Genomic DNA, 21,672 nt, shown 5'->3' on the forward strand with positions numbered 1-21,672 from the left:
ACGGGCAGGCCTCATTTCAGGCCGAGCTCGCGCGCGATCAGCATCCGCTGAACCTCGCTCGTCCCCTCCCCGACCTCGAGGATCTTGGCGTCCCGGTAGAACCGGCCGACCGGGAACTCGTTCATGAACCCGTAGCCGCCGAAGATCTGCGTCGCGTCACGCGCATTGTCCATCGCGGCGTTCGACGACGCGAGCTTGGCGATCGCCGCCTCCTTCTTGAACGGCTCACCGCGCAGCATCTTCGCCGCGGCCTGGTAGTAGGCCAGCCGCGCCGAGTGGACCCGCGCCTCCATGTCGGCGATCTTGAACTGAATCGCCTGGTAGGCGCCGATCTTGTTGCCGAACGCCTCCCGCTCACCCACGTACTGCAGACATTCGTCGACACAGCCCTGGGCGAGACCGACGCTCAACGCCGCGATGGCGACCCTGCCCTCGTCGAGGATACGCAGGAACTGCGCGTAGCCACGGCCGCGCTCGCCCAGGAGGTTCTCCACCGGCACCCGGCAGTCGTCGAAGGCCAGCTCGTGGGTGTCCGAGGCGTTCCAGCCGACCTTCGAGTACTTCGGCGCCACCGTGAACCCGGGCGTGCCCGCCGGCACGAGGATCGCCGAGATCTCCTTGCCGCCGTCGGGCTTCGTGCCCGTGACGGCCGTGACGGTGACGACGCCGGTGATGTCGGTACCGGAGTTGGTGATGAACGACTTGCTGCCGTTGATCACCCACTCCGCCCCATCACCATCGACCGTGGCTCGGGTCTTCGTCGCCCCGGCGTCCGACCCGCCGCCCGGTTCGGTGAGCCCGAAGGCGCCGAGCGCCTCACCCGTGCACAGCGACGGCAACCAGCGGCGCTTCTGCTCCTCGGTACCGAATCGGTAGATCGGCATCGCGCCCAGCGACACGCCCGCCTCGACCGTGACCGCCACCGAGGAGTCCACCCGGGCCAGCTCCTCGAGCGCCAGGCAGAGGGCGAAGTAGTCGCCGCCCATGCCGCCGTACTCCTCGGCGACGGGCAGGCCGAACAGGCCCATCTCGCCCATCTTGGCGACGATCTCGTAGGGGAACTCCTCGCGGATGTAGAAGTCCCCGATCACCGGCTTCACCTCGGACTGGGCGAAGTCGTGGACGGTCTTGCGCAGCGCTTCGTACTCGTCGTCGAGCCGGAAGTCGATCATGATGTCTGCTCCTGAGGGGTCACCAGTGCGAGTTTCTCGTCGAGCGCGACCTGTTGGCCCGCCCGCACGGGGAGTTCGGCGACGACGCCGTCGACGGGTGCGGTGATCGTGTGCTCCATCTTCATCGCCTCGACGACCAGCAACGGCGTTCCCGCCGTGACCTCGTCGCCCTGGGCGGCCTTGACGACCAGCACGGTGCCCGGCATCGGGCTCGTCACCGGTCCCGCGTCGACGTCGTCGGCACGCGCGGCGAGCAGATTCGGCCGTTCCCCGAACGCCAGTCCGACACCGTCGCGGCTCAGCCACACGGCGCCGTCGGGCGCCTCCGCCCGCACGTAGCGCTGGTACTCCGATCCACAATGGACGTCGAGACCCGTCGCGGCCCCGGCCGGGCCGAGCACCCGGCGAGCGGACGCCTCGACCGGTTCGGCGTCGCCGACCGTCACGCGCGCGCCCGAGGCGGGCCCTTCGACCCGCACCAGCCGTTCCGTATCGCCCGTGCGGAGCAGGAACTCCACCCCGGCTGCGGCGCCCATCCGCCAGCCGCTGGGGACCTCCCACGGATCCACGACCGGACCGGTGGGTTCCAGCGCCAGCAACCGGTCGAGCGCCGCGGCGACGAAGAACCCCTCGGCCACACCCGCGTCGGTGAGCTCGTCGAGCTTGCGCTCCACCATGCCCGTGTCGAGGTCGCCCGACCGGACGTCCTCATCGGACACGAGCCGTCGCAGGAACTCCACATTGGTCTGCAGCCCGAGCACGGCGGTGTCGGCGAGTGCCCGGTCGAGCCGGTGCAACGCGGAGCCGCGCTCGGGGCCCCAGGCGATGACCTTGGCGAGCATGGGGTCGTAGTCGGACCCGACACGCGTGCCCTCGGCGACACCCGAGTCGACCCGCACGTGCGGCCCCGACGCCTCGACCAGTCCCAGCACGGTGCCGCCGGTGGGGACGAAGCCGCGAGCCGGATCCTCGGCGTAGACCCGCGCCTCCACGGCGTGCCCGTCGAAGCGCACGTCGTCCTGTCCGAGCGTGAGCGGTTCGCCCGCGGCGATCCGCACCTGCCATTCGACCAGGTCGACGCCCGTGATCGCCTCGGTCACCGGATGCTCCACCTGCAGCCGAGTGTTCATCTCCATGAAGAAGAACTCGTCGGGGTCGGTCGCGGACACGATGAACTCGACCGTGCCCGCGCCGACGTAGCCGACCGAGCGTGCCGCCTCGACCGCGGACGCGCCCATACGCGCCCTGGCGTCGACGTCGAGCAGCGGCGACGGCGCCTCCTCGATGATCTTCTGGTGCCTGCGCTGCAGGCTGCACTCGCGCTCGCCGAGGTGCAGCACCGTGCCGTGCGCATCGGCCAGCACCTGGATCTCGATGTGCCGCGGCGTGTCGACGAAGCGCTCCATCAACAGCCGGTCGTCGCCGAACGCGCCGCGTGCCTCGCGCTGCGCGGCCTCGACGGCGGCCGCCAGTTCGCCGGGCTCGGTGACCAGCCGCATGCCCTTGCCGCCGCCGCCCGCGGACGGTTTGAGCAGCACCGGATACCCGACCTCCTCTGCGGCCGCGGCGTAATCGACCACCTCGGACTTGCCCGGGACCACGGGCACACCCGCCGCCGACACCGTGGCCTTCGCGCGGATCTTGTCCCCCATGGCGTCGATCGCCGAGGTCGGCGGGCCGATGAACACGATGCCCGCATCGGCGCAGGCCGCCGCGAAGTCGGCGTTCTCCGCAAGGAACCCGTAGCCGGGGTGGACCGCCTGAGCTCCGGTGTCGACCGCCGCCTTCACGACGTCCGGGACGGACAGATAGCTCCGAGTGGCCTCCGCGGGACCGATGCGCACGGCCACGTCCGCTTCACGGGTGTGCCGGACGTCGGCGTCGGCGTCGCTGTAGACGGCCACCGAACGGATCCCCATGCGCCGCAGCGTCGCGATCACGCGGACGGCGATCTCGCCGCGATTGGCCACCAGAACCGTGTCGAACATGCCTGTCGAACCGTCCTCTCTCACATCCGGAAGACGCCGTAGCCGACCGGCTCCAGCGGTGCGTTGGCCGACGCGGACAGCGCCAGGCCCAGCACCGTCCTGGTGTCGGCGGGGTCGATGACGCCGTCGTCCCACAGCCGCGCGGTCGAGTAGTAGGGGTTGCCCTGCTCCTCGTACTGCTCGCGGATCGGCTCCTTGAACGACTCCTCCTCGTCGGCCGACCACTCCTCGCCGCGAGCCTCGATGGTGTCCCGCCGCACGGTCGAGAGCACCGACGCGGCCTGCTCGCCGCCCATCACCGAGATGCGCGCGTTCGGCCACATCCACAGGAACCGCGGCGAGTACGCACGTCCGCACATCGAATAGTTGCCGGCACCGAACGAGCCGCCGATGACCACGGTGAATTTCGGCACCCGCGCACAGGCCACCGCGGTGACCATCTTCGCTCCGTGCTTGGCGATCCCGCCGGCCTCGTAGTCCCTCCCGACCATGAAGCCCGTGATGTTCTGCAGGAACACGAGCGGGATCGAGCGTTTGTCGCACAGCTCGATGAAGTGGGCGCCTTTCATCGCGGACTCGGCGAACAGCACCCCGTTGTTGGCGATGATCCCGACCGGATGCCCGTGGATGCGGGCGAACCCGGTGACGAGCGTGGTGCCGTATTCCTTCTTGAACTCGGCGAACCTGCTGCCGTCCACGACTCGGGCGATCACCTCGCGCACGTCGTACGGTGTCCGCGAGTCGGTGGGCACGACGCCGTAGAGCTCGCGCGGGTCGGCAGCCGGCTCCTCGACCGGTGCGACGTCCCACGGCTTCGGTTCCCGCGGCCCCAGGGTCGAGACGATCGAACGCACGATGCGCAGCGCGTCGGCGTCGTCGACTGCGAGATGGTCGGTCACCCCGGACTGTCGCGAGTGGACATCCCCGCCGCCCAGTTCCTCGGCCGTGACGACCTCACCGGTCGCGGCCTTCACCAGCGGTGGCCCGCCCAGGAAGATCGTTCCCTGATTGCGGACGATCACGGCCTCGTCGCTCATCGCCGGCACATAGGCGCCGCCCGCGGTGCACGAGCCGAGGACGGCGGCGACCTGCGGGATGCCGCGGGCCGACATCGTTGCCTGGTTGTAGAAGATGCGGCCGAAGTGCTCCCGGTCGGGGAACACCTCGTCCTGCCGTGGCAGGAACGCTCCTCCGGAGTCGACGAGGTAGATGCACGGCAGGTTGTTGTGCAGCGCCACTTCTTGGGCACGCAGGTGCTTCTTGACCGTCATCGGGTAGTAGGTGCCGCCCTTGACGGTGGCGTCGTTGGCGACGATCACGCATTCGCGCCCGGAGACCCGGCCAATGCCGGTGATGATGCCTGCGGCGGGCGCCTCGTCGTCGTAGAGCCCCGTCGCCGCCAGCGGCGAGAGCTCGAGGAACGGCGACCCCGGGTCCAGCAGCGCGTCGACTCGGTCGCGCGGCAACAGCTTGCCGCGTTCCACATGCCGGGAGCGCGCCTTCTCCGGGCCGCCCAGCCGAGCGGCGGCGAGTCGCTTCCGCAGATCTTCGACCAACTCACCGTGTCCTGCGACATTGCGGGAGTACGCCTCGCCGTTCGGGTCAGCGTGACTGGCGAGCGCCGGACCGTCCATGACACACCTCAGGGTTAGCAGCCGTTAACACCGGATTCGATGTTAGAGGCTACTAACCCTGAGGTCCAGCCGTGCAGCGGGGAAATCCCCACCCGATCGACGTCAGCCCGCGGCACCCTCCAGTGCCGGCAGGTAGCCGTGCTGCTGACCGGCGGCGTTGGGGTGGTACGACTCGTCGACCGGCCACGTCACGCTGTGCAGCCACCAGTCGCCGGAACAGATCTCGTGCCCGTCGAAGTCGTCCCGGACGTCGACGAACGTGAAGCCCGCGGCTTCGGCCCGCTCGGAGATCGTGGCCGCGAGGGCATCCGCACCCGAGTTGATGGCGGTCCGCTTGGTCTCGCTCAGACCGCCGTTGCAGGATCCGCCGATCTCGTAGAACTGCGGGTAGCCGAGGACGTACACCTCGGCGTTCGGCGCGTTGGCCTTGATCTTGTCGTACACGCCGTCCAGCCGGCCGGGCAGCGTGGTCTCGACATAGTCCTTGGCATCCTCGACCCGGTTGACGCACCCCTGGTCGAAGCTCGTCGTGCAGTCGATCATGACGTCGACGAAACCGGCGTCGTTGCCGCCGACCGACACCGTGACGAGGTCGGTGTCGGCGGAGAGTGTGTCGGCCTGCACGAGCACGTCGTCCGTGCGCGCCCCCAGGCAGGCCGCGAAGTCGAAGTCGCCGATGCCGTTGGAGTTCGCGTAGAGCTGCGGATAGGCGTTCGCGCTGCGCTTGCAGCCACCCGAATCGCCGTAGTCGCCCGCGCCGACGCCGCTGGAGTAGGAGTCGCCGAGGGCGACATAGCTGTCGTAGGCGGTCGTCTCGACCGCTCCTGCCGTCGCCGTGCCGCCGACCATCGCCAGTGCGGCCACGGCCGCCGCGGTGACGATTCGGGAACCTTTGACCATCTCGGGCCGCCTTTCCGTTTGCCGTTGGCCGGTCAGACGAATACCAGCGGCGACGGCCCGAAAAGGAGGGAAAGTTCCCGAGTTACCTCGCATGGATCAAATCGGAAGTCGCACAGGAGGTTAGCGTTCACTAACTTCGTCCCGTACAGTGACATCATGATCCCCAGTGCCGCGTCGGGCTCCGCAGCAGGGTCCGCAGCTTCGCCGTCGGGAGCGTCGCCGTCGGGCGGAGGGAAGCCGTCCCGGCGGGATCAGATCCTGGCCGCGGCCGCGGAACTGTTCGCCCAGCACGGCTTCCGCGGGGTCGGGATCGACGACATCGGCGCGGCCGTCGGGATCACCGGTCCGGCACTGTACCGCCACTTCCGCAGCAAGGACGCCATGTTGGGCGAAATGCTGACGGGTATCAGCGAGTACCTGCTCGCGGGCGGCACCGAACGCGTCGGCCGGACGGGCGAGGCCGACGAGATCCTCGCGGGCCTCGTACGGTTCCACGTCGACTTCGCGCTGCAGCAGCCCGCACTGATCACCGTCCACGAACGCAGCCTGGCGAGCCTCGCCGACGAGGACCGCAGGCGCGTCCGCCGCCTGCAGCGGCAGTACGTCGAAGTGTGGGTCACGGCGCTACGCACGGCTGTCCCCCGCCTGGACGAACCTCACGCCCGATCCGCGGCGCACGCGGTGTTCGGACTCATCAACTCCACCCCGCACAACCGGCACCTGCCCCACGAGGACCTGGCAGAACTGCTCACCCGCCTCGCGCTCGGAGCGCTGTACGCGGCGAAATGACGCGCCCGTGGCCGGCGTCGCGACGACGATCACCCCTGCGGGCGCGCGACGATCACGGTACGTCTGGTGTTTGATGACACCCGTGCACGAGGAAGGTACGCCGTCACGGCTCGTCGAAACCGCGCAGCGGGCGCTGCTCGCCATGCGCCTGGGCGACGACGCCGGTGCGATCGAAGCGGCGGCGCTCGAAGCGCTCGCCACCGACGACACACGCGCGCTCATGCTGCTGTTGTTCCGCACCTGCAGCGAAATGGTCACCACCCTCGGCGACGGGGGCGCCGCGCCGGTCAAGGTCCAGGTGTTCGACTCCGAGGGCGAAGAGGTCACGATCGACGACGCCGAGCCGCCCGTGCGCACCGCCGTCCGCACCCTGCTGGCGGAGGTCCACGGCAACACCGACGACGCGAGCGAGCAGCTGGAGATCGCACTCGCCAACGCCTCGCCGGACGAGGTGGAGAGCCTGGTCGTACAGGCACTGCGCTGGACGATGCGACTGTCGACCGCGTGCCTGGAACGGGACCTGCCCGTCGAACCGTGGATCGCCGAGGCCCTTCTGGACTGATTCACTGGGGGCTTTCGCGGGTCGATGTCGACGTCGGGCGCGGGCCGCGGCGGTATGCTCGCCGGCCATGACCAGCAGCACTTCCGGCAACCGATGATCACCGTCCGCACGGTCGTCGACCGGGTGGGGCCGACGCTGCTGCACGCGCTGCACCTGCCGGACGAATCGGCCGCTGTCACCGACGTCGTCATCGCCGAACCCGCGGCCACCACCCCGGGCGCTGGTGATCTGGTGCTGGGCGTCGCCGTACCGGACGCCGACGCGGCCGTGGCCCTGCTGAAGGACTCCGCGCGGCGCGAGGCGACGGCGGTGCTGATCAAGGCACCGGTCGCGCACGAGCCGGCGGTCCGCGGGGCCGCCAGGCGCGCGGGCATCGGCCTGATCGAGGTGCACGAGGCGACCGCGTGGGCCCAGCTCGTGTGGCTGCTGCGCACCGTGCTGGACGCCGAGGCCGACGAGTCCGACACGCTCGAGGCGGACCCGGCGGCGGGCGACCTGTTCCGGCTCGCCGATGCGGTGGCCTCGGTCGTCGACGCTCCCGTGACGATCGAGGACACCAACTCGCGCGTGCTGGCCTACTCCGCGCGGCAAGACCTCACCGACCCCGCGCGAGTGGCCACGATCGTCGGCAGGCGCATCCCCGACGACGTGCTCGCACGGTTCCGCTCCCGTGGCGTCTTCCGCGACCTCACGCGCGGCAGGCAGACGATCTTCGTGCCGGGCCAGAAGGACGGGACACTGCCGCGGCTGATCGCACCGGTGCGCATGGGCGGCGAGCTGCTCGGCTCGATGTGGGCGGTCGTGGACGGCCCCGTGCCGGACGAACGGGCCGCCGCATTCGCCGACACGGCCCCGGTCGTGGCGCTGCACCTGTTGCGACGGCGGGCCCATTCCGACGTCCGCCGCCGCGCATACGCCGAGGTGCTGCGGGAACTGCTGCACGGCGAGGCCGGGCCGCGCAAGGCCGTCGCGGAACTGGGCCTGACCGAGCAGCCGCACCGGGTCGTCGTCATCGACACGCCCGGAGGCGACACGCTCGACGGCGAGGGCATGCGGCTGGCGCTGCTCGAACGGTTGTCCCAGGGCATCGGCAGGCAGCCGGTGGCGGCCGAGCACGCCGGTCTGCTCTACGCGGTCGTCCCGGAGACGGGCGGCGCGGGAGCCTGGCCGGAACTGCGGTCGGCGCTCGAGGACATGCAGTCCGGGCCGAAGGCCGGCGAGGTCCGCGCAGCAGCGGGCGGTGCGTACGAGCTGGGTGAGCTGCCCGCGTCCCGCACCGAGGCGGACGAGGCGCTGGGGCTGCTGCGGGCGGGCATCGTGCAGGGACGGACCGTCACGTTCGACGAGGTGTGGACCCCGCTGACGCTGCATCGCACGGCAACGGCCGCCCGTTCCGCGAACGTGACCGCGCTGGGCCCGCTGCGCACGCTCGTCGAGCACGACCAGGCACACGGCACCGAGTACGTCGACACGCTGTACCACTGGCTGCGCCATCCCGGCGATCCGCGCAGCGCGGCAGCGGCCCTGCAGGTGCACCCGAACACCCTGCGGTACCGCATGCGCAAGCTGTTGGAACTCGCCGGTCTGGACCTCGACGACCCCGACGTCCGGCTTGCCCTCGTCGCACAGCTACTCACGCTGCGGTGGTCGTGATCACCACGTCCCGACGACGACGGGGCGGGGGTCACCGGCGGCGCCGGGCCGCGAGGAGCGCCGCGGTCATGTCGGCCGGTTCACGGCGAGCAGGGTCTTGCCCGCCGTGGACCGGGCGTCGATGGCGGCGTGGGCGTCGGCGGCACGTTCCAGCGCGTGGACCGCTCCGATCCGCGGCCGCAACCGTCCTGCCGTCACCTCCGCGAGGGCGTCGCGCGCGCAGGCGTGCAGCGTCTCGGGCGTGGCGTCGAGCCCGCCCGTGACGACGACGCCCCGCGCCTCGGCCTCCTCGGGGGAAACGTCGGTCATGGCGCCGCTCGCCATCCCGTGGACGACCATGCGGCCGCCGGAAGCGAGGAGGCCGAACGCCGCGCGCCCGATGTCGCCGCCGACCCCGTCGTAGACGACGTCGACCTCGCCGACCGCGTCCCGCACGGCGTCCGCCCACCGCGGGTCGCCGTAGTCGACGGCGTGTGACGCGCCCGCTTCCCGGGCGAGCCTGCCCTTGCGTTCGCCGCCCGCAGCTGCGATCACGACCGCCCCCTCCTTGACCGCGAGCTGCACGAGCAGACCACCCACGCCGCCCGCGGCCGCCTCCACGAGCACCCGCTGCCGCGGCCGCGGCGCGGCGGCGCGATGCAGCAGCATCGCGGTCCGCCCGTCGGCCAGAACCGCCACCGCGTCCGTCATCGCGAGTCCGTCGGGCACGGGCAGGATCCGGTCGGCCGCGGCGACCGCCTGCTCGGCGTAACCGCCGCTGCCCGACAGACCGCTCACCACGCGGGTACCGACGAGCGCGGGATCGACACCGTCACCGGTCCGCGCCACCACGCCCCCGACGCCGTTTCCCGGGATGAGCGGCGGCTCCCACGCGAACGGCCCGCGCCCGGCACGCAACTGCGTCTCGACGAACGTGACCCCCGCGTACTCGACGTCGATCAGCACCTCGCCGCGGCGTGGCTCCGGGCTCGCCGCCTCGCCAGGTCGCAGTACCTCGGGGCCGCCCGGCTTCGTCCACCACACCGCTCGCATGGCGATCACCCTGCGACCTCGAGTCGACTGGAGGTCAAGGGTTGTCACTCAAGGACCACTCCGCCCGCCGATGATTGTCGTAGCAGCACGATGACACCGCCTTCCGGGTGGTTCACGGTGGTCGGAGACACCATTCCCACAAGGAAGCGCCAAGCGGCGCCCGTTCCGCCGACAGGTGGGCGCCACCGAGGAGGAAGCCGTGCGCATCGCCGTCCCGAAGGAAGTCAAGAAGCACGAGTACCGGGTTGCTCTGACCCCGGCGGGAGCTCACGAGCTGACCGCGCACGGCCATCAGGTTTACGTGGAGGCCGGCGCCGGCCTGGGCTCCGCGATCAAGGACGAGGAGTACGTCGCTGCGGGCGCGAAGATCCTGCCGACGGCCGACGACGCCTGGTCCGAGGGCGACCTCGTGCTGAAGGTCAAGGAGCCGATCAGCGAGGAGTACGGCAGACTGCGGTCGAACCAGGTGCTGTTCACGTATCTGCACCTGGCGGCGGACCGGGCGCTGACCGAGGCGCTCATGACCGCGGGCATGACGTCGATCGCGTACGAGACGGTGCAGCTGCCCAACGGTTCGTTGCCGCTGTTGGCTCCGATGTCGGAGGTCGCGGGCAGGCTGGCTCCGCAGGTGGGCGCGTACTCGCTGATGCAGCCCGGAGGCGGCCGTGGCGTGCTGATCGGCGGCGTTCCCGGTGTGCACCCGGCGCGGGTCGTCGTCGTCGGTGGCGGTGTGGCCGGCCTGAACGCAGCTCGGATCGCGCTGGGCCTGGGCGCCGACGTCGAGGTGCTGGACACGAACGTGGACCGGCTGCGGCAGATCGACAGCGACTTCGGCGGGCGGATCCGCACCGTGACGTCGAACGCGTTCACCCTCGAGCAGGCCGTGCTCGAAGCGGATCTGGTGGTCGGCGCCGTGCTGGTGGCGGGCGCGAAGGCGCCGAAGTTGGTGTCGAACGACCTGGTGTCGCGGATGAAGCCGGGCAGCGTGCTGGTGGACATCTCGATCGACCAGGGCGGTTGCTTCGCGGATTCACGTCCGACGACGCACGACGAGCCGACGTACCGGGTGCACGATTCGGTGTTCTACTGCGTGGCCAACATGCCGGGTGCCGTGCCGCGGACGTCGACGTACGGCCTGACGAACGTCACGTTGCCGTACGTGCTGCGGCTCGCCGAGGACGGCTGGGAGGGTGCGCTGCGTGCGGATCCGAACCTGGCGAAGGGGCTGAACACGCACGCGGGCGCGTTGACGAACGCTCCGGTCGCGACGGCCCACGGCTTGACCTACACGCCGGCCGACCTGTGAGCCCACTGCCGCGGGGCGTGGCCGGTCCACGGCGACGCCTGCCCCGCTCCGCGACCGCGCACCTCCGCGATCACGCACCGTGCAAGCGGCCACGCCCGACCGGACCGAGACACGTGCCCGCAGAAGCCCGATGAATCGGCATTCACGACGAGGCGATCCCGGAGTCAGCGGCGCGCTGAGGCTCTGCCACCGGCGCCGCTATGCGGGCCACTGGAAACAGTTGAATAGGGGCGGCCCGCTCAACCAGCCTGGGGGTCACCGGGAGCGGGCCGCCACGTACCAGCTTAAGTCGTCGCTCGGTGGTTCGCCGCCCCGGGGTCGGCAAGTCGTGGGGTTTTTTGTTCACGAATCTCTGTTGTTTCCGGGCAACTGTCGACCTCGGTACGGCGGATTCCGGCATCGACACACAGAGTGACCGTTCTCGGGCGCCGGGCCGTCGCCGGGCCTCGAATCGCCGACCTCCCCATCCTCGGCGCGGGACATGGGGCAGGATGGCGACCGCCACAGTGACGGACACCGCGTTCGCTGGTGCCGCGGACCGCTCGGCCGCTCTTCGCGGAGCCGGGAGTGCATCGCCGTCACGTGGTGCGACCGCACGTCAAGCGCGGTCGCAGGGGCCACGGCGCACCAATGGGGACAGCGCCCCGAAAAGGGACAGCGCACCAAAAGGGGATGGACAATGCACGACGGCAGTGGCCGCATCGCGGTGCAGAACCTCACCAAACAGTTCGGGGCCGTGACGGCGGTCCAGAACCTGAGCTTCACCGTGGAACCGGGCTCGGTCACCGGGTTCCTCGGGCCGAACGGTGCGGGGAAGACGACGACCCTGCGCATGCTGCTCGGGCTGGTGACACCGACATCGGGTGCGGCGACGATCAACGGACGCCCGTACACGCAGCTCGGCAACCCGGCACGGGTCGCCGGGGCTGTGCTGGAGAACGAGGGCTTCCACTCGGCCCGCACGGCGCGGAACCACCTGCGGGTGTACGCGGCCGCGATCGGTGTTCCGGATCAGCGCGTGGACGAGCTACTCGGCCTGGTGGGCCTCACGCCCGCGGCGGACCGGCCGGCCGGGAGCTACTCGCTGGGTATGCGGCAACGGCTGTCGCTGGCCACGGCGCTGCTGGGCGACCCGCAGGTACTGGTGCTCGACGAACCGTCGAACGGCCTGGACCCGGAGGGCATCGCGTGGTTGCGCGGGTTCCTGCAGTCGTTCGCGAAGCAGGGCCGCACGGTGCTGGTGTCGAGTCACCTGCTCTCCGAGGTGGAGCAGATGATCGACCAGGTCGTGATCGTCAGCGCGGGAATGACGCGCTACTACGGCCCGCTCGAACAGTTGCGTGCCTCGCAGCGTTCGCGGGTGCTGGTGCAGCCCGCCGACGCGAACGCCCTCGTCACCGCGTTGCAGGAAGCGGGTGTCGGCGAGGTGCAGCCCGCCCACGACGGCCGGGTGGCCGTGATGAACGCCACCGTGCAGCAGATCGGTGACGTCGCCGCGAAGGCGGGCGTGGCGGTCTACGGCATGGAGGAGGAGAAGGCGGACCTCGAGCAGCTGTTCTTCCAGATGACCAGCCCGCAGTACGCCGGCGGCCCGTTGCCACCGGGCCAGCCTCCCCAGCAACCTCCCCAGCCGCCACAGCAACCTCCCCAGCCGCCGCAGCAACCACCGGGTCCGCCACCCGGGTTCCCACCGGGACCGCCCGCGGGGCAGCCGCAGAATCCGTACCAGGCTCCGGGCTACCAGCAGCCGGGCCAGCAGGGCTGGGGAGGTGGCCAGTGATGGGCAACCTGATCAAGGCCGAAATGCGCAAGATCATCACCACCAAGAGCTGGTGGGCGCTGCTGATCCCCGCGTTCTTCGCCTCGCTGCTGTTCGCACTCGGTTGGGGTGCGTTCACCAACGAGGTCGGTGAGGTCCTCAGCAGCCGGGAGACCCAGACGATCACCGGGGCGCTCGGTATCGAGACCGGCGAACTACCCATGGGCCTGCTCGCCATCGGTCACGGCATCAACGTCGGCCTGCTGTTCGCGGTGATCCTCGGCGTGCTGGCCGTCGCAGGTGAGTACGGCAAGAAGACCATCACGACGACGTTCCTGACGGCGCCGAACCGCCCGATGGCGCTCGGCGCGAAGATGCTCACCTACAGCGGCTGGGGGGCACTGTACGGGCTGGTCGTATCCGCGGCCGCGAGCCTCGGCATCGCGTTCGTCGTCGACGGCGAACGAATGCCGTCGAGCGGGCAGTGGCTGGCCGTCATCGGCACCTCGCTGCTCGCGGGCGTGCTGGCGACGCTGTTCGGCATCGGTGTCGGTGCCCTGTGGAAGAGTGTGGCGGGCAGCGTCGTCACGCTCACCATCTACATGCTGCTGATCGAGAACGTGTGGGTCTTCGTCAGCTTCGGGCTGTGGCAGGAGAACGTGGCCTGGATGGGCGGCGTGCTGCCGAACGGCACGCTGAACGGCATCGTCGGTGCGATCGGCGCCGAGGCGTTCGGCGCCGCCGGGGTGAAGATCCCGGGTCTCGAATACGAGACCGCGTGGCTCCTGCAGTACACGGCGGGCGCGCCGGGGGCATTCTCGTGGTGGGCCTCCGCGCTGATCTTCTTCGGCTGGACGATGCTGTTCTTCGGCGGCGGCTGGGCGGTCAACCAGAAGCGCGACATCACGTAGCAGGCAGGCGACGAGGAGGAACCGGAAGTGTCGGGGCGGATCGGCAGCGCGGAGAGGGACACCGCGACCAGCACCGATCCGCCCGGCACTCCGGGGCCGCCCGGTACGCCGGGGCCGCCCGGCCGGGGCGGCTGGGTGCGACGCATCGCCGCGGCGTGCTGGCGGCACCCGGCCCTGGTCGTCCTCGCGTTCGGCGCGGCCGTCCTCGGCGTCGGCGTCCAAGCGGTGAGCCCGCTGCTGATCCGCGAGGGCGTCGACGGCGCCGTCGCGGGCTCGACAGCGAACCTGCCATGGCTCGCCGTCGCGCTCCTCACGTTGCATCTGCTGGCGTTCGGCGCCGCGTTCGGCAGGCGTTACGTCGGCGGCAGACTCGCACTCGACGTCCAGCACGACCTGCGGCGTTCGGTGTTCGCCGCGGTGTCGCGGCTCGACGGAGGCAAACAGGACTCGCTGCGCACGGGTCAGATCGTCTCGCGCGCCATCACCGATCTACAGCTCGTGACCGGGTTCCTGATGCAGGTGCCGCTGTCGGCCGGGTCGATCGTGTTCGCGGTGCTGGCGCTCGGGGCGATGCTGTGGATGTCGCCGCTGCTGACCGTGATCGCCCTGATCGTCGGCCCGGCGGTCGCGATCGTCCTCGCGGTGAGCAGACGCAAGCTGTTCCCCGCCACGTGGTCGGCCCAGCAGCGTGCCGCCGAGATCGCCCAGCACGTCGAGGAGACGGTCACCGGCGTGCGCGTGGTCAAGGGCTTCGGCCAGGAGAGGCGCGAGACGGGCAGACTCTCCGGCTCGGCGCGCAGGCTGTTCGCCGAACGTCTCCGCGCCGCGAAACTGTCGGCCGTTCCGACCGCGACCACCGGCGCACTGCCCGCGGCGGGCCAGATCGCCGTACTGGCGGTGGGCGGCATCCTGGCGCTCAGGGGGCAGATCAGCCTCGGCACGTTCCTGGCGTTCGCCACGTACGTCTCGTCCCTCACCGGGCCGGCACGCATGCTCGCGAGCCTCGTCGTGCAGGCGCAGCTCACGCGCGCGGGTGCGGAACGTGTGCACGAGCTCATCGACGCGCAGCCCGAGGTACGTGAGCGGGCCGATCCGGAACCGGTCCCCGACGGGCCGCTGGACATCGAGCTGGACGACGTGCGGTTCGGCTACACCCTGTCCGAACCCGTACTCGACGGATTGTCCCTGCGAGCCAGGCCCGGCGAGACCCTCGCACTCGTCGGTACCGCCGGTTCCGGCAAGTCCACGATCTCGCTGTTGCTCCCCCGCTTCTACGACGTCCACGAGGGCGCGGCGCGCCTCGGCGGCGCCGACGTCCGCGATCTCGGCCTGACCGAACTGCGCCGCACCGTGGGCGTGGTGTTCGAGGAGGCGTTCCTGTTCTCGACGTCCGTGCGGGACAACATCGCCTACGGCAGACCGGACGCCTCCGACGCGGAGGTGATCGCGGCAGCGAGGGCGGCCGAGGCCCACGAGTTCATCGCCGCACTGCCCGACGGGTACGACACCCAGGTGGGCGAGCGCGGACTCACTCTGTCCGGCGGGCAGCGGCAGCGCCTCGGCCTGGCGCGTGCACTCCTCACCGATCCGCGAGTACTGATCCTCGACGACGCCACGTCAGCGGTCGACACCGCTACCGAGGCCGCCATCCACGACACACTGCGCGACGTCATGCGCGATCGCACGACGCTGCTGATCGCCCACCGTCGCTCCACCCTCGCGCTGGCCGACCGGATCGCGGTGCTGGACGCGGGCCGGGTCGTCGACGTCGGCACCGCGGGGGAGCTCGAGGTGCGCTGCCCGCTGTACCGGGAGCTGGTGTCCGGCCCCGGCGACGACGCCGAGGAGCCCGGCCACCGCGTGCCGCCCCAGCCCGGTGAGGGCGGCATCACCCCGGAGTTGTGGCCCCGTACCCACACCGACCGGGCGAACACCGACCCGGCCGAGGCCGAGACCTCGCCGAGACCGGCAGTATCGACAACCGCGCCGGCCACGGGCCGCGGAGGCGGACCCGGCGGGCACGCCTCGCTCGACCTGCCGCCGACACCGGAGCTCCTCGACCGCGTCCAAGCCCTCCCGCCCGCCACGGACCGGCCCGATCTCGGTGACCTCGACCCCACCGCGCCCGACCCGCGGTTCCGGCTCGCGAGCCTGCTGCGGCCTGTCCGGGGACTACTGGCCGCGGTCATCGCGTTCGTGGCGATAGACGCACTGGCGACGATCGCCGTGCCCGCTCTCTACCAACGCGGCGTCGACGACGGCGTACGCACCGGCGCCGAGTCCGTCGTACTCGTCGCGGCCGCGATCGGCCTCGTCGTCATCGCGTTCGACTGGCTCGCGATCGCGTTGCAGACCCGACTGACCGCCCGCACCGGCGAATCGGTGCTGTACCTGTTGCGGGTGCGCAGCTACGCCCACCTGCAACGGCTCGGACTCGACTACTACGAGCGCGAGCTGTCCGGGCGGATCATGACGCGGATGACCACCGACGTCGACGCGCTGTCGACGTTCCTGCAGACCGGCCTCGCCACGGCCGTCGTCAGCGTGCTGACCCTCGTGGGCATCAGCGTGGCGCTCGTCGTCACCGCACCCGGGCTGTCGCTGTACGTGTTCGCCGTGCTGCCGGTGCTCGTCGTCGCGACGGTGCTGTTCCGCAGACGTGCCTCGGCCGCCTACACCGAGGCACGCGAACGAGTCAGCGCCGTGAACGCCGACATGCAGGAGAACGTCAACGGGCTCCGCGTCGCCCAGGCCTACACGCGTGAGGAGCGCTCGGCCCGCGACTTCGCCTCCCGCAGCGACGCCTACCGCCGCTCCCGCCTGCGCGCCCAGCGGTACGTCGCCACGTACTTCCCGTTCGTGACGCTACTGTCCGGCGTCGCGGAGGTCATGGTGCTCACGGCGGGGGCGAGTGGAGTGGCGAGCGGCGAGCTCTCACCCGGCGTGCTGATGGCGTTCCTGCTGTACCTCGGGCTGTTCTTCTCGCCGGTGCAGCAACTGTCGACGGTGTTCGACGGCTATCAGCAGGCGAAGGTCGGCCTGCGGCGAATCGGCGACCTGCTGCGCACGCCGACGTCCGTGCCGCCGCCCGATCGCCCGGTCGCCGTTCCCGAGCGGTTGCGCGGCGACGTCGGGCTCGACGACGTCGGCTTCCACTACCCCGGCGCCGAGACACCCGCACTCGCCGACGTCTCGCTCGTGGTGCCCGCGGGCACCACGGTGGCGTTCGTCGGCGCGACCGGTGCCGGCAAGTCGACGGCCGTCAAGCTGCTCGCACGGTTCTACGACGCCACGACCGGCACGGTGCGGATCGACGGTGTCGACGTGCGGGACTACGACCCGGCCGCACTCCGCGCCCGCGTGGGCGTCGTGCCGCAGGAACCGCACCTGTTCGTCGGTTCCGTGGCCGACAACGTCCGCTACGGCAGGCCCGCCGCCACCGATGCCGAGGTGGAGGCCGCCGTCCGTGCGGTGGGCGCACTCGAGGGCGTCGCCGCGCTGCCGGACGGGTTCACCCAGCAGGTCGGCGAACGTGGGCGCTCGTTGTCGGCGGGCCAGCGACAGCTCGTCGCGCTCGCCAGAGCCGAGCTCGTCGACCCCGACGTGCTGCTCCTCGACGAGGCGACCGCCGCACTCGACCCCGCCACCGAGGACGCCGTACTGCGCGCCACCGACCGCATCGCGGCCACGCGCACCACCTTCGTCGTCGCCCACCGACTCGCGACGGCCGCACGCGCCGACCGCATCGTCGTGCTGGACCACGGCCGGGTCGTCGAGGACGGCTCCCACGCCGAGCTGCTCGCGGCCGATGGGGCGTACGCCAGGCTGTGGCGCCTCGGCGACGGCGCGGCGACCGACACGCCTGCCGGCGAAGCCCCTGCAGCCGGGTCACCGCCGGCAGGCACGCCCCGATCCGGCTGAACGACCGCGACCGACTCTCACGAAAACGGGATGACCCCGGTCACGAAAACCTGCGCCGGTCGCCGGGGTCGGCGAGGGTCGGGTATACGCCCGACGACCGGTATCGATTCAGTGATAAATCCGGGCTGCCCGACGCCGGCGGATCCGGCGTCAAGTGCGAGTTCGGTGACCGAGCCGGCAGCACGGGGGTTAGCCTGGTACGCGCGTAATTGGCACATCGAGACAGATAGAGGCGAGTCCAAGCCGTGTCCAGCAGCAGCCCTGCGTCACAGTTCGGCCCCAACGAATGGCTCGTCGAGGAAATGTACGACCAGTTCCTCGCCGACCCTTCTTCCGTCGACTCCGCGTGGCATGAGTTCTTTGCCGACTTCTCCCCCACGCAAGAGCGAAAGCCGGACACGACGGCAGCCGACCCGTCGGCCAACGGCCAGACGCAGGCTCCGGCGCAGGCGCAAGGTAATGGCCGTGCCACCCGGTCGCAGACCCCGAAGCAGGCGGCGTCCTCTGCCCAGAAGTCCACTGCCGAGGCGCCCGCGAAGGCCGCCCCCGCGAAGCAGGCTCCCGCGAAGGCCTCCGCTCCCGCGTCCGAGGCCCCTGCCACCGGCGACAAGAAGGCCGGCGGCGCCGCGAAGAGCGACAAGGCGGCCGCCGGCAAGGCCGAGAAGCCGGAGAAGAGCGAGCCCGAGTCGAAGGTGCTCCGCGGCCCCGCCGCGGCGATCGCGAAGAACATGGACGCCTCGCTGAGCGTCCCGACGGCGACCAGTGTGCGTGCGGTGCCGGCGAAGCTGATGGCCGACAACCGCATCGTCATCAACAACCACCTGAAGCGTTCGCGCGGCGGGAAGATCTCGTTCACGCACCTCATCGGCTACGCCATGATCCGCGGGCTGCACGAGTACCCGAACATGAACCGGCACTACAAGGTGGTCGACGGCAAGCCGCACGCCGTCACGCCGGAGCACGTCAACATCGGCCTGGCGATCGACATGCCGGGCAAGGACGGCGCCCGCAACCTCGTCGTGGCGTCGATCAAGAACTGCGAGAGCATGACGTTCCTGCAGTTCTGGCAGGCCTACGAGGACATCGTCCGCAAGGCGCGGGGCAACAAGCTCACCGCCGACGACTTCGCGGGCACCACGATCTCGCTGACCAACCCGGGCGGCATCGGCACGAACCACTCGGTGCCGCGGCTGCAGTCCGGCCAGGGCACGATCATCGGTGTGGGTGCGATGCAGTACCCGGCGCACTTCGAGGGCACGAGCGAGAAGACCCTCATCGACCTCGGCGTCAGCAAGATCATGACGCTCACGTCGACCTACGACCACCGCATCATTCAGGGCGCGGAGTCGGGCGAGTTCCTCAAGCGCATCCACGAGCTGTTGCTGGGCGCCGACAGGTTCTACGACGACATCTTCACGTCGCTGCGGATCCCGTACGAGCCGGTGCGCTGGGTCTCGGACATCCCCGAGGGCGAGATCGACAAGACCGCACGGGTGCTCGAGCTCATCGAGTCGTACCGCATGCGCGGCCACCTGATGGCCGATACCGACCCGCTGAACTACCGCCAGCGCCGCCACGAGGACCTCGACGTCCTCTCGCACGGCCTGACGCTGTGGGACCTGGACCGTGAGTTCGCCGTCGGCGGGTTCGCGGGCCAGGAGAAGATGAAGCTGCGCGACGTCCTCGGTGTGCTGCGTGACTCGTACTGCCGCACGGTCGGCGTCGAGTACACCCACATCCTCGACCCGGACGAACGCCGTTGGATCCAGGACCGCGTCGAGATCCCGCACGACAAGCCCGAGCCCACGGTGCAGAAGTACGTGCTGAGCAAGCTCAACGCGGCCGAGGCGTTCGAGACGTTCCTCCAGACCAAGTACGTCGGCCAGAAGCGGTTCTCGCTCGAAGGCAGCGAGACGGTCATCCCGATGCTGGACACGCTGCTGGACAAGGCCGCCGAGCACAGCCTCGACGAGGTCGTCGTCGGCATGCCGCACCGCGGCAGGCTGAATGTGCTGGCCAACATCGTCGGCAAGCCGATCTCGCAGATCTTCCGCGAGTTCGAGGGCAACCTCGACCCGGGCCAGGCGCACGGCTCCGGCGACGTGAAGTACCACCTCGGCGCCGAGGGCAAGTACTTCCGCATGTTCGGCGACGGCGAGACGCGCGTGTCGCTGACGGCCAACCCGTCGCACTTGGAGACGGTCGACCCGGTGCTCGAGGGCATCGTCCGCGCCAAGCAGGACATCCTCGACAAGGGCGGCGACGTCGACGGCTTCACGGTGCTGCCGGTGCTGCTGCACGGTGACGCCGCGTTCGCGGGCCAGGGTGTGGTCGCCGAGACGCTGAACCTGTCGCTGCTGCGCGGCTACCGCACCGGCGGCACCGTGCACGTGATCATCAACAACCAGGTCGGCTTCACCACCGCGCCCGAGCACGCGCGGTCGTCGAAGTACGCCACCGATGTCGCCAAGATGATCGGCGCGCCGATCATCCACGTGAACGGCGACGACCCGGAGGCCGCCTACTGGGTCGCGCGGCTGGCGGTGGACTACCGCCAGGCGTTCAACAAGGACATCGTGATCGACATGATCTGCTACCGGCGGCGCGGTCACAACGAGGGCGACGATCCCTCGATGACCCAGCCGGGCATGTACGACATCATCGACAAGAAGCGCAGCGTCCGGAAGACCTACACCGAGGCGCTCATCGGCCGCGGCGACATCTCGATGGCAGAGGCCGAGGCCGCGCTGCGGGACTTCTCCAGCCAGCTCGAGCACGTCTTCAACGAGGTGCGCGAACTCGAGAAGCACCCGGTCACGCCGAGCCCGTCGGTCGAGGAGGAGCAGCAGGTCCCGGCGAACCTGCCGACCGCCGTCTCCCGCGAGACCGTCCAGCACATCGGGGACGCGTTCGTCAACGTGCCCGAGGGCTTCACCCCGCACCCGCGCGTCAAGCCGGTCATGGACCGTCGCGCCAAGATGGCTCGCGAGGGCAGCATCGACTGGGCCTTCGGTGAGCTGCTGGCCTTCGGGTCCCTCGCGCTCGAACAGCGACTCGTGCGGTTGTCGGGTCAGGACTCGCGCCGCGGCACGTTCACCCAGCGCCACTCGGTGCTGATCGACCGCGACAGCGGCAGGGAGTACTCGCCGTTGCAGCACCTCGCCGACGAGCAGGGCCGCGTCATGATCTACGACTCGGCGCTGTCCGAGTACGCGGCGGTCGGTTTCGAGTACGGCTACTCGGTGGCCAACTCGGACGCGCTGGTGATGTGGGAGGCGCAGTTCGGCGACTTCGTCAACGGCGCCCAGTCGGTCATCGACGAGTACATCTCCTCCGGCGAGGCCAAGTGGGGCCAGCTCTCCGACGTCGTGCTGCTGCTGCCGCACGGCCACGAGGGCCAGGGGCCGGACCACACCTCGGGGAGGATCGAGCGCTTCCTGCAGCTGTGCGCGGAGGGGTCGATGACGGTGGCAGTTCCGTCGACGCCCGCGAACTACTTCCACCTCCTGCGCCGCCACGCCCTCGACGGCGTGAAGCGTCCGCTGATCGTCTTCACGCCGAAGTCGATGCTGCGGAACAAGGCGGCCACGTCGAACGTCGAGGACTTCACGGGCGACTCGAAGTTCCTGTCGGTCATCGACGACCAGGCCGTCGACCCGGCGAAGGCCCGCAAGGTGCTGCTGACCTCCGGCAAGCTGTACTGGGAGCTCGTGGCCGAGCGGACCAAGCGCGAGATCGACGACGTCGCGATCGTGCGGGTCGAGCAGTACTACCCGCTGCCGAAGAAGAAGCTGGCCGAGACGCTCGGCCGGTTCACCGGCGCCCAGCAGGTCGCGTGGGTGCAGGAGGAGCCGGAGAACCAGGGCGCCTGGCCGTACTTCGGCCTGAACCTGCCGCGCAAGCTGCCCGAGGTGCTGGGCAACCTGGACGTCGTGGCGCGCAGGCCGATGGCCGCCCCGTCGGCCGGCTCGTCGAAGGTGCACGAGGTCGAGCAGAAGGCGCTCATCACGAAGGCGTTCGAGTAAGCCGAGAATCGCGAAGAGCG

General features: G+C 70.3%; 13 protein-coding genes. 8 read left to right on the forward strand and 5 right to left on the reverse strand.

Features of this window, described 5'->3' with window-relative positions:
* Positions 1-11: 11 nt before the first annotated feature.
* From FHS23_RS16040 to FHS23_RS16055, 4 genes are all read right to left on the reverse strand, one after another.
* The gene (locus tag FHS23_RS16040; protein ID WP_183655773.1) at positions 12-1,172 is read right to left on the reverse strand and encodes an acyl-CoA dehydrogenase family protein; all 1,161 of its coding nucleotides are present in this window, start codon (positions 1,170-1,172) and stop codon (positions 12-14) included.
* Positions 1,169-3,160: an acetyl/propionyl/methylcrotonyl-CoA carboxylase subunit alpha gene (locus tag FHS23_RS16045; protein ID WP_183655777.1), complete on the reverse strand. Its 1,992-nt coding sequence runs from the start codon at positions 3,158-3,160 to the stop codon at positions 1,169-1,171. The genes FHS23_RS16040 and FHS23_RS16045 overlap by 4 nt, the downstream gene beginning before the upstream one ends.
* A 20-nt stretch (positions 3,161-3,180) precedes the next feature.
* Positions 3,181-4,794: a carboxyl transferase domain-containing protein gene (locus tag FHS23_RS16050; protein WP_183655780.1), complete on the reverse strand. Its 1,614-nt coding sequence runs from the start codon at positions 4,792-4,794 to the stop codon at positions 3,181-3,183.
* Between the two features lie 102 nt (positions 4,795-4,896).
* A complete protein-coding gene (locus tag FHS23_RS16055; protein ID WP_183655783.1) occupies positions 4,897-5,694 on the reverse strand; it encodes an SGNH/GDSL hydrolase family protein in 798 nt (265 codons plus the stop codon).
* 156 nt (positions 5,695-5,850) lie between these two features.
* On the opposite strand from FHS23_RS16055, the gene FHS23_RS16060 reads away from it, so the two are divergent.
* The 3 genes from FHS23_RS16060 (at position 5,851) to FHS23_RS16070 (ending at position 8,698) form a co-directional block, all read left to right on the forward strand.
* Positions 5,851-6,483, forward strand: a complete 633-nt coding sequence (locus tag FHS23_RS16060; RefSeq protein WP_183655786.1) for an SACE_7040 family transcriptional regulator — start codon at positions 5,851-5,853, stop codon at positions 6,481-6,483.
* A gap of 73 nt (positions 6,484-6,556) precedes the next feature.
* Positions 6,557-7,045: a hypothetical protein gene (locus FHS23_RS16065; RefSeq protein WP_183655789.1), complete on the forward strand. Its 489-nt coding sequence runs from the start codon at positions 6,557-6,559 to the stop codon at positions 7,043-7,045.
* Positions 7,046-7,138: 93 nt separating this feature from the next.
* Positions 7,139-8,698, forward strand: coding sequence for a PucR family transcriptional regulator (locus FHS23_RS16070; RefSeq protein WP_183656218.1), 1,560 nt, complete (start codon positions 7,139-7,141; stop codon positions 8,696-8,698).
* A 66-nt stretch (positions 8,699-8,764) separates the two neighbouring features.
* Here the strand turns inward: FHS23_RS16070 and FHS23_RS16075 are convergent, their stop codons facing one another.
* The gene (locus FHS23_RS16075; protein WP_183655792.1) at positions 8,765-9,730 is read right to left on the reverse strand and encodes a zinc-binding dehydrogenase; all 966 of its coding nucleotides are present in this window, start codon (positions 9,728-9,730) and stop codon (positions 8,765-8,767) included.
* Between the two features lie 199 nt (positions 9,731-9,929).
* Between FHS23_RS16075 and ald the strand changes: the two genes are divergently transcribed.
* From ald to FHS23_RS16100, 5 genes are all read left to right on the forward strand, one after another.
* On the forward strand, positions 9,930-11,036 hold the full coding sequence (ald, locus tag FHS23_RS16080; RefSeq protein WP_183655795.1) for an alanine dehydrogenase: 1,107 nt from the start codon (positions 9,930-9,932) through the stop codon (positions 11,034-11,036).
* Positions 11,037-11,715: 679 nt separating this feature from the next.
* Complete coding sequence (locus FHS23_RS16085) at positions 11,716-12,816, forward strand: ABC transporter ATP-binding protein (RefSeq protein WP_183655798.1); 1,101 nt, start codon at positions 11,716-11,718, stop codon at positions 12,814-12,816.
* Complete coding sequence (locus FHS23_RS16090) at positions 12,816-13,706, forward strand: ABC-2 transporter permease (RefSeq protein WP_183655801.1); 891 nt, start codon at positions 12,816-12,818, stop codon at positions 13,704-13,706. Before FHS23_RS16085 ends, FHS23_RS16090 begins: the two co-directional genes overlap by 1 nt.
* A gap of 135 nt (positions 13,707-13,841) precedes the next feature.
* A complete protein-coding gene (locus FHS23_RS16095) occupies positions 13,842-17,627 on the forward strand; it encodes an ABC transporter transmembrane domain-containing protein (protein ID WP_183656221.1) in 3,786 nt (1,261 codons plus the stop codon).
* A gap of 245 nt (positions 17,628-17,872) precedes the next feature.
* The gene (locus FHS23_RS16100; RefSeq protein WP_183655804.1) at positions 17,873-21,652 is read left to right on the forward strand and encodes a multifunctional oxoglutarate decarboxylase/oxoglutarate dehydrogenase thiamine pyrophosphate-binding subunit/dihydrolipoyllysine-residue succinyltransferase subunit; all 3,780 of its coding nucleotides are present in this window, start codon (positions 17,873-17,875) and stop codon (positions 21,650-21,652) included.
* Positions 21,653-21,672 lie beyond the last annotated feature (20 nt).

The organism is Prauserella isguenensis (assembly GCF_014191605.1).
Taxonomy (GTDB): domain Bacteria; phylum Actinomycetota; class Actinomycetes; order Mycobacteriales; family Pseudonocardiaceae; genus Prauserella; species Prauserella isguenensis.

What these genes read in the sequence shown, in the direction of transcription:
- FHS23_RS16040 (WP_183655773.1), bottom strand. Translation starts at nt 1,172, where the DNA reads ATGATCGACTTCCGGCTCGACGACGAGTACGAAGCGCTGCGCAAGACC.
- FHS23_RS16045 (WP_183655777.1), bottom strand. Translation starts at nt 3,160, where the DNA reads ATGTTCGACACGGTTCTGGTGGCCAATCGCGGCGAGATCGCCGTCCGC.
- FHS23_RS16050 (WP_183655780.1), bottom strand. Translation starts at nt 4,794, where the DNA reads ATGGACGGTCCGGCGCTCGCCAGTCACGCTGACCCGAACGGCGAGGCG.
- FHS23_RS16055 (WP_183655783.1), bottom strand. Translation starts at nt 5,694, where the DNA reads ATGGTCAAAGGTTCCCGAATCGTCACCGCGGCGGCCGTGGCCGCACTG.
- FHS23_RS16060 (WP_183655786.1), top strand. Translation starts at nt 5,851, where the DNA reads ATGATCCCCAGTGCCGCGTCGGGCTCCGCAGCAGGGTCCGCAGCTTCG.
- FHS23_RS16065 (WP_183655789.1), top strand. Translation starts at nt 6,557, where the DNA reads ATGACACCCGTGCACGAGGAAGGTACGCCGTCACGGCTCGTCGAAACC.
- FHS23_RS16070 (WP_183656218.1), top strand. Translation starts at nt 7,139, where the DNA reads ATGATCACCGTCCGCACGGTCGTCGACCGGGTGGGGCCGACGCTGCTG.
- FHS23_RS16075 (WP_183655792.1), bottom strand. Translation starts at nt 9,730, where the DNA reads ATGCGAGCGGTGTGGTGGACGAAGCCGGGCGGCCCCGAGGTACTGCGA.
- FHS23_RS16085 (WP_183655798.1), top strand. Translation starts at nt 11,716, where the DNA reads ATGCACGACGGCAGTGGCCGCATCGCGGTGCAGAACCTCACCAAACAG.
- FHS23_RS16090 (WP_183655801.1), top strand. Translation starts at nt 12,816, where the DNA reads ATGGGCAACCTGATCAAGGCCGAAATGCGCAAGATCATCACCACCAAG.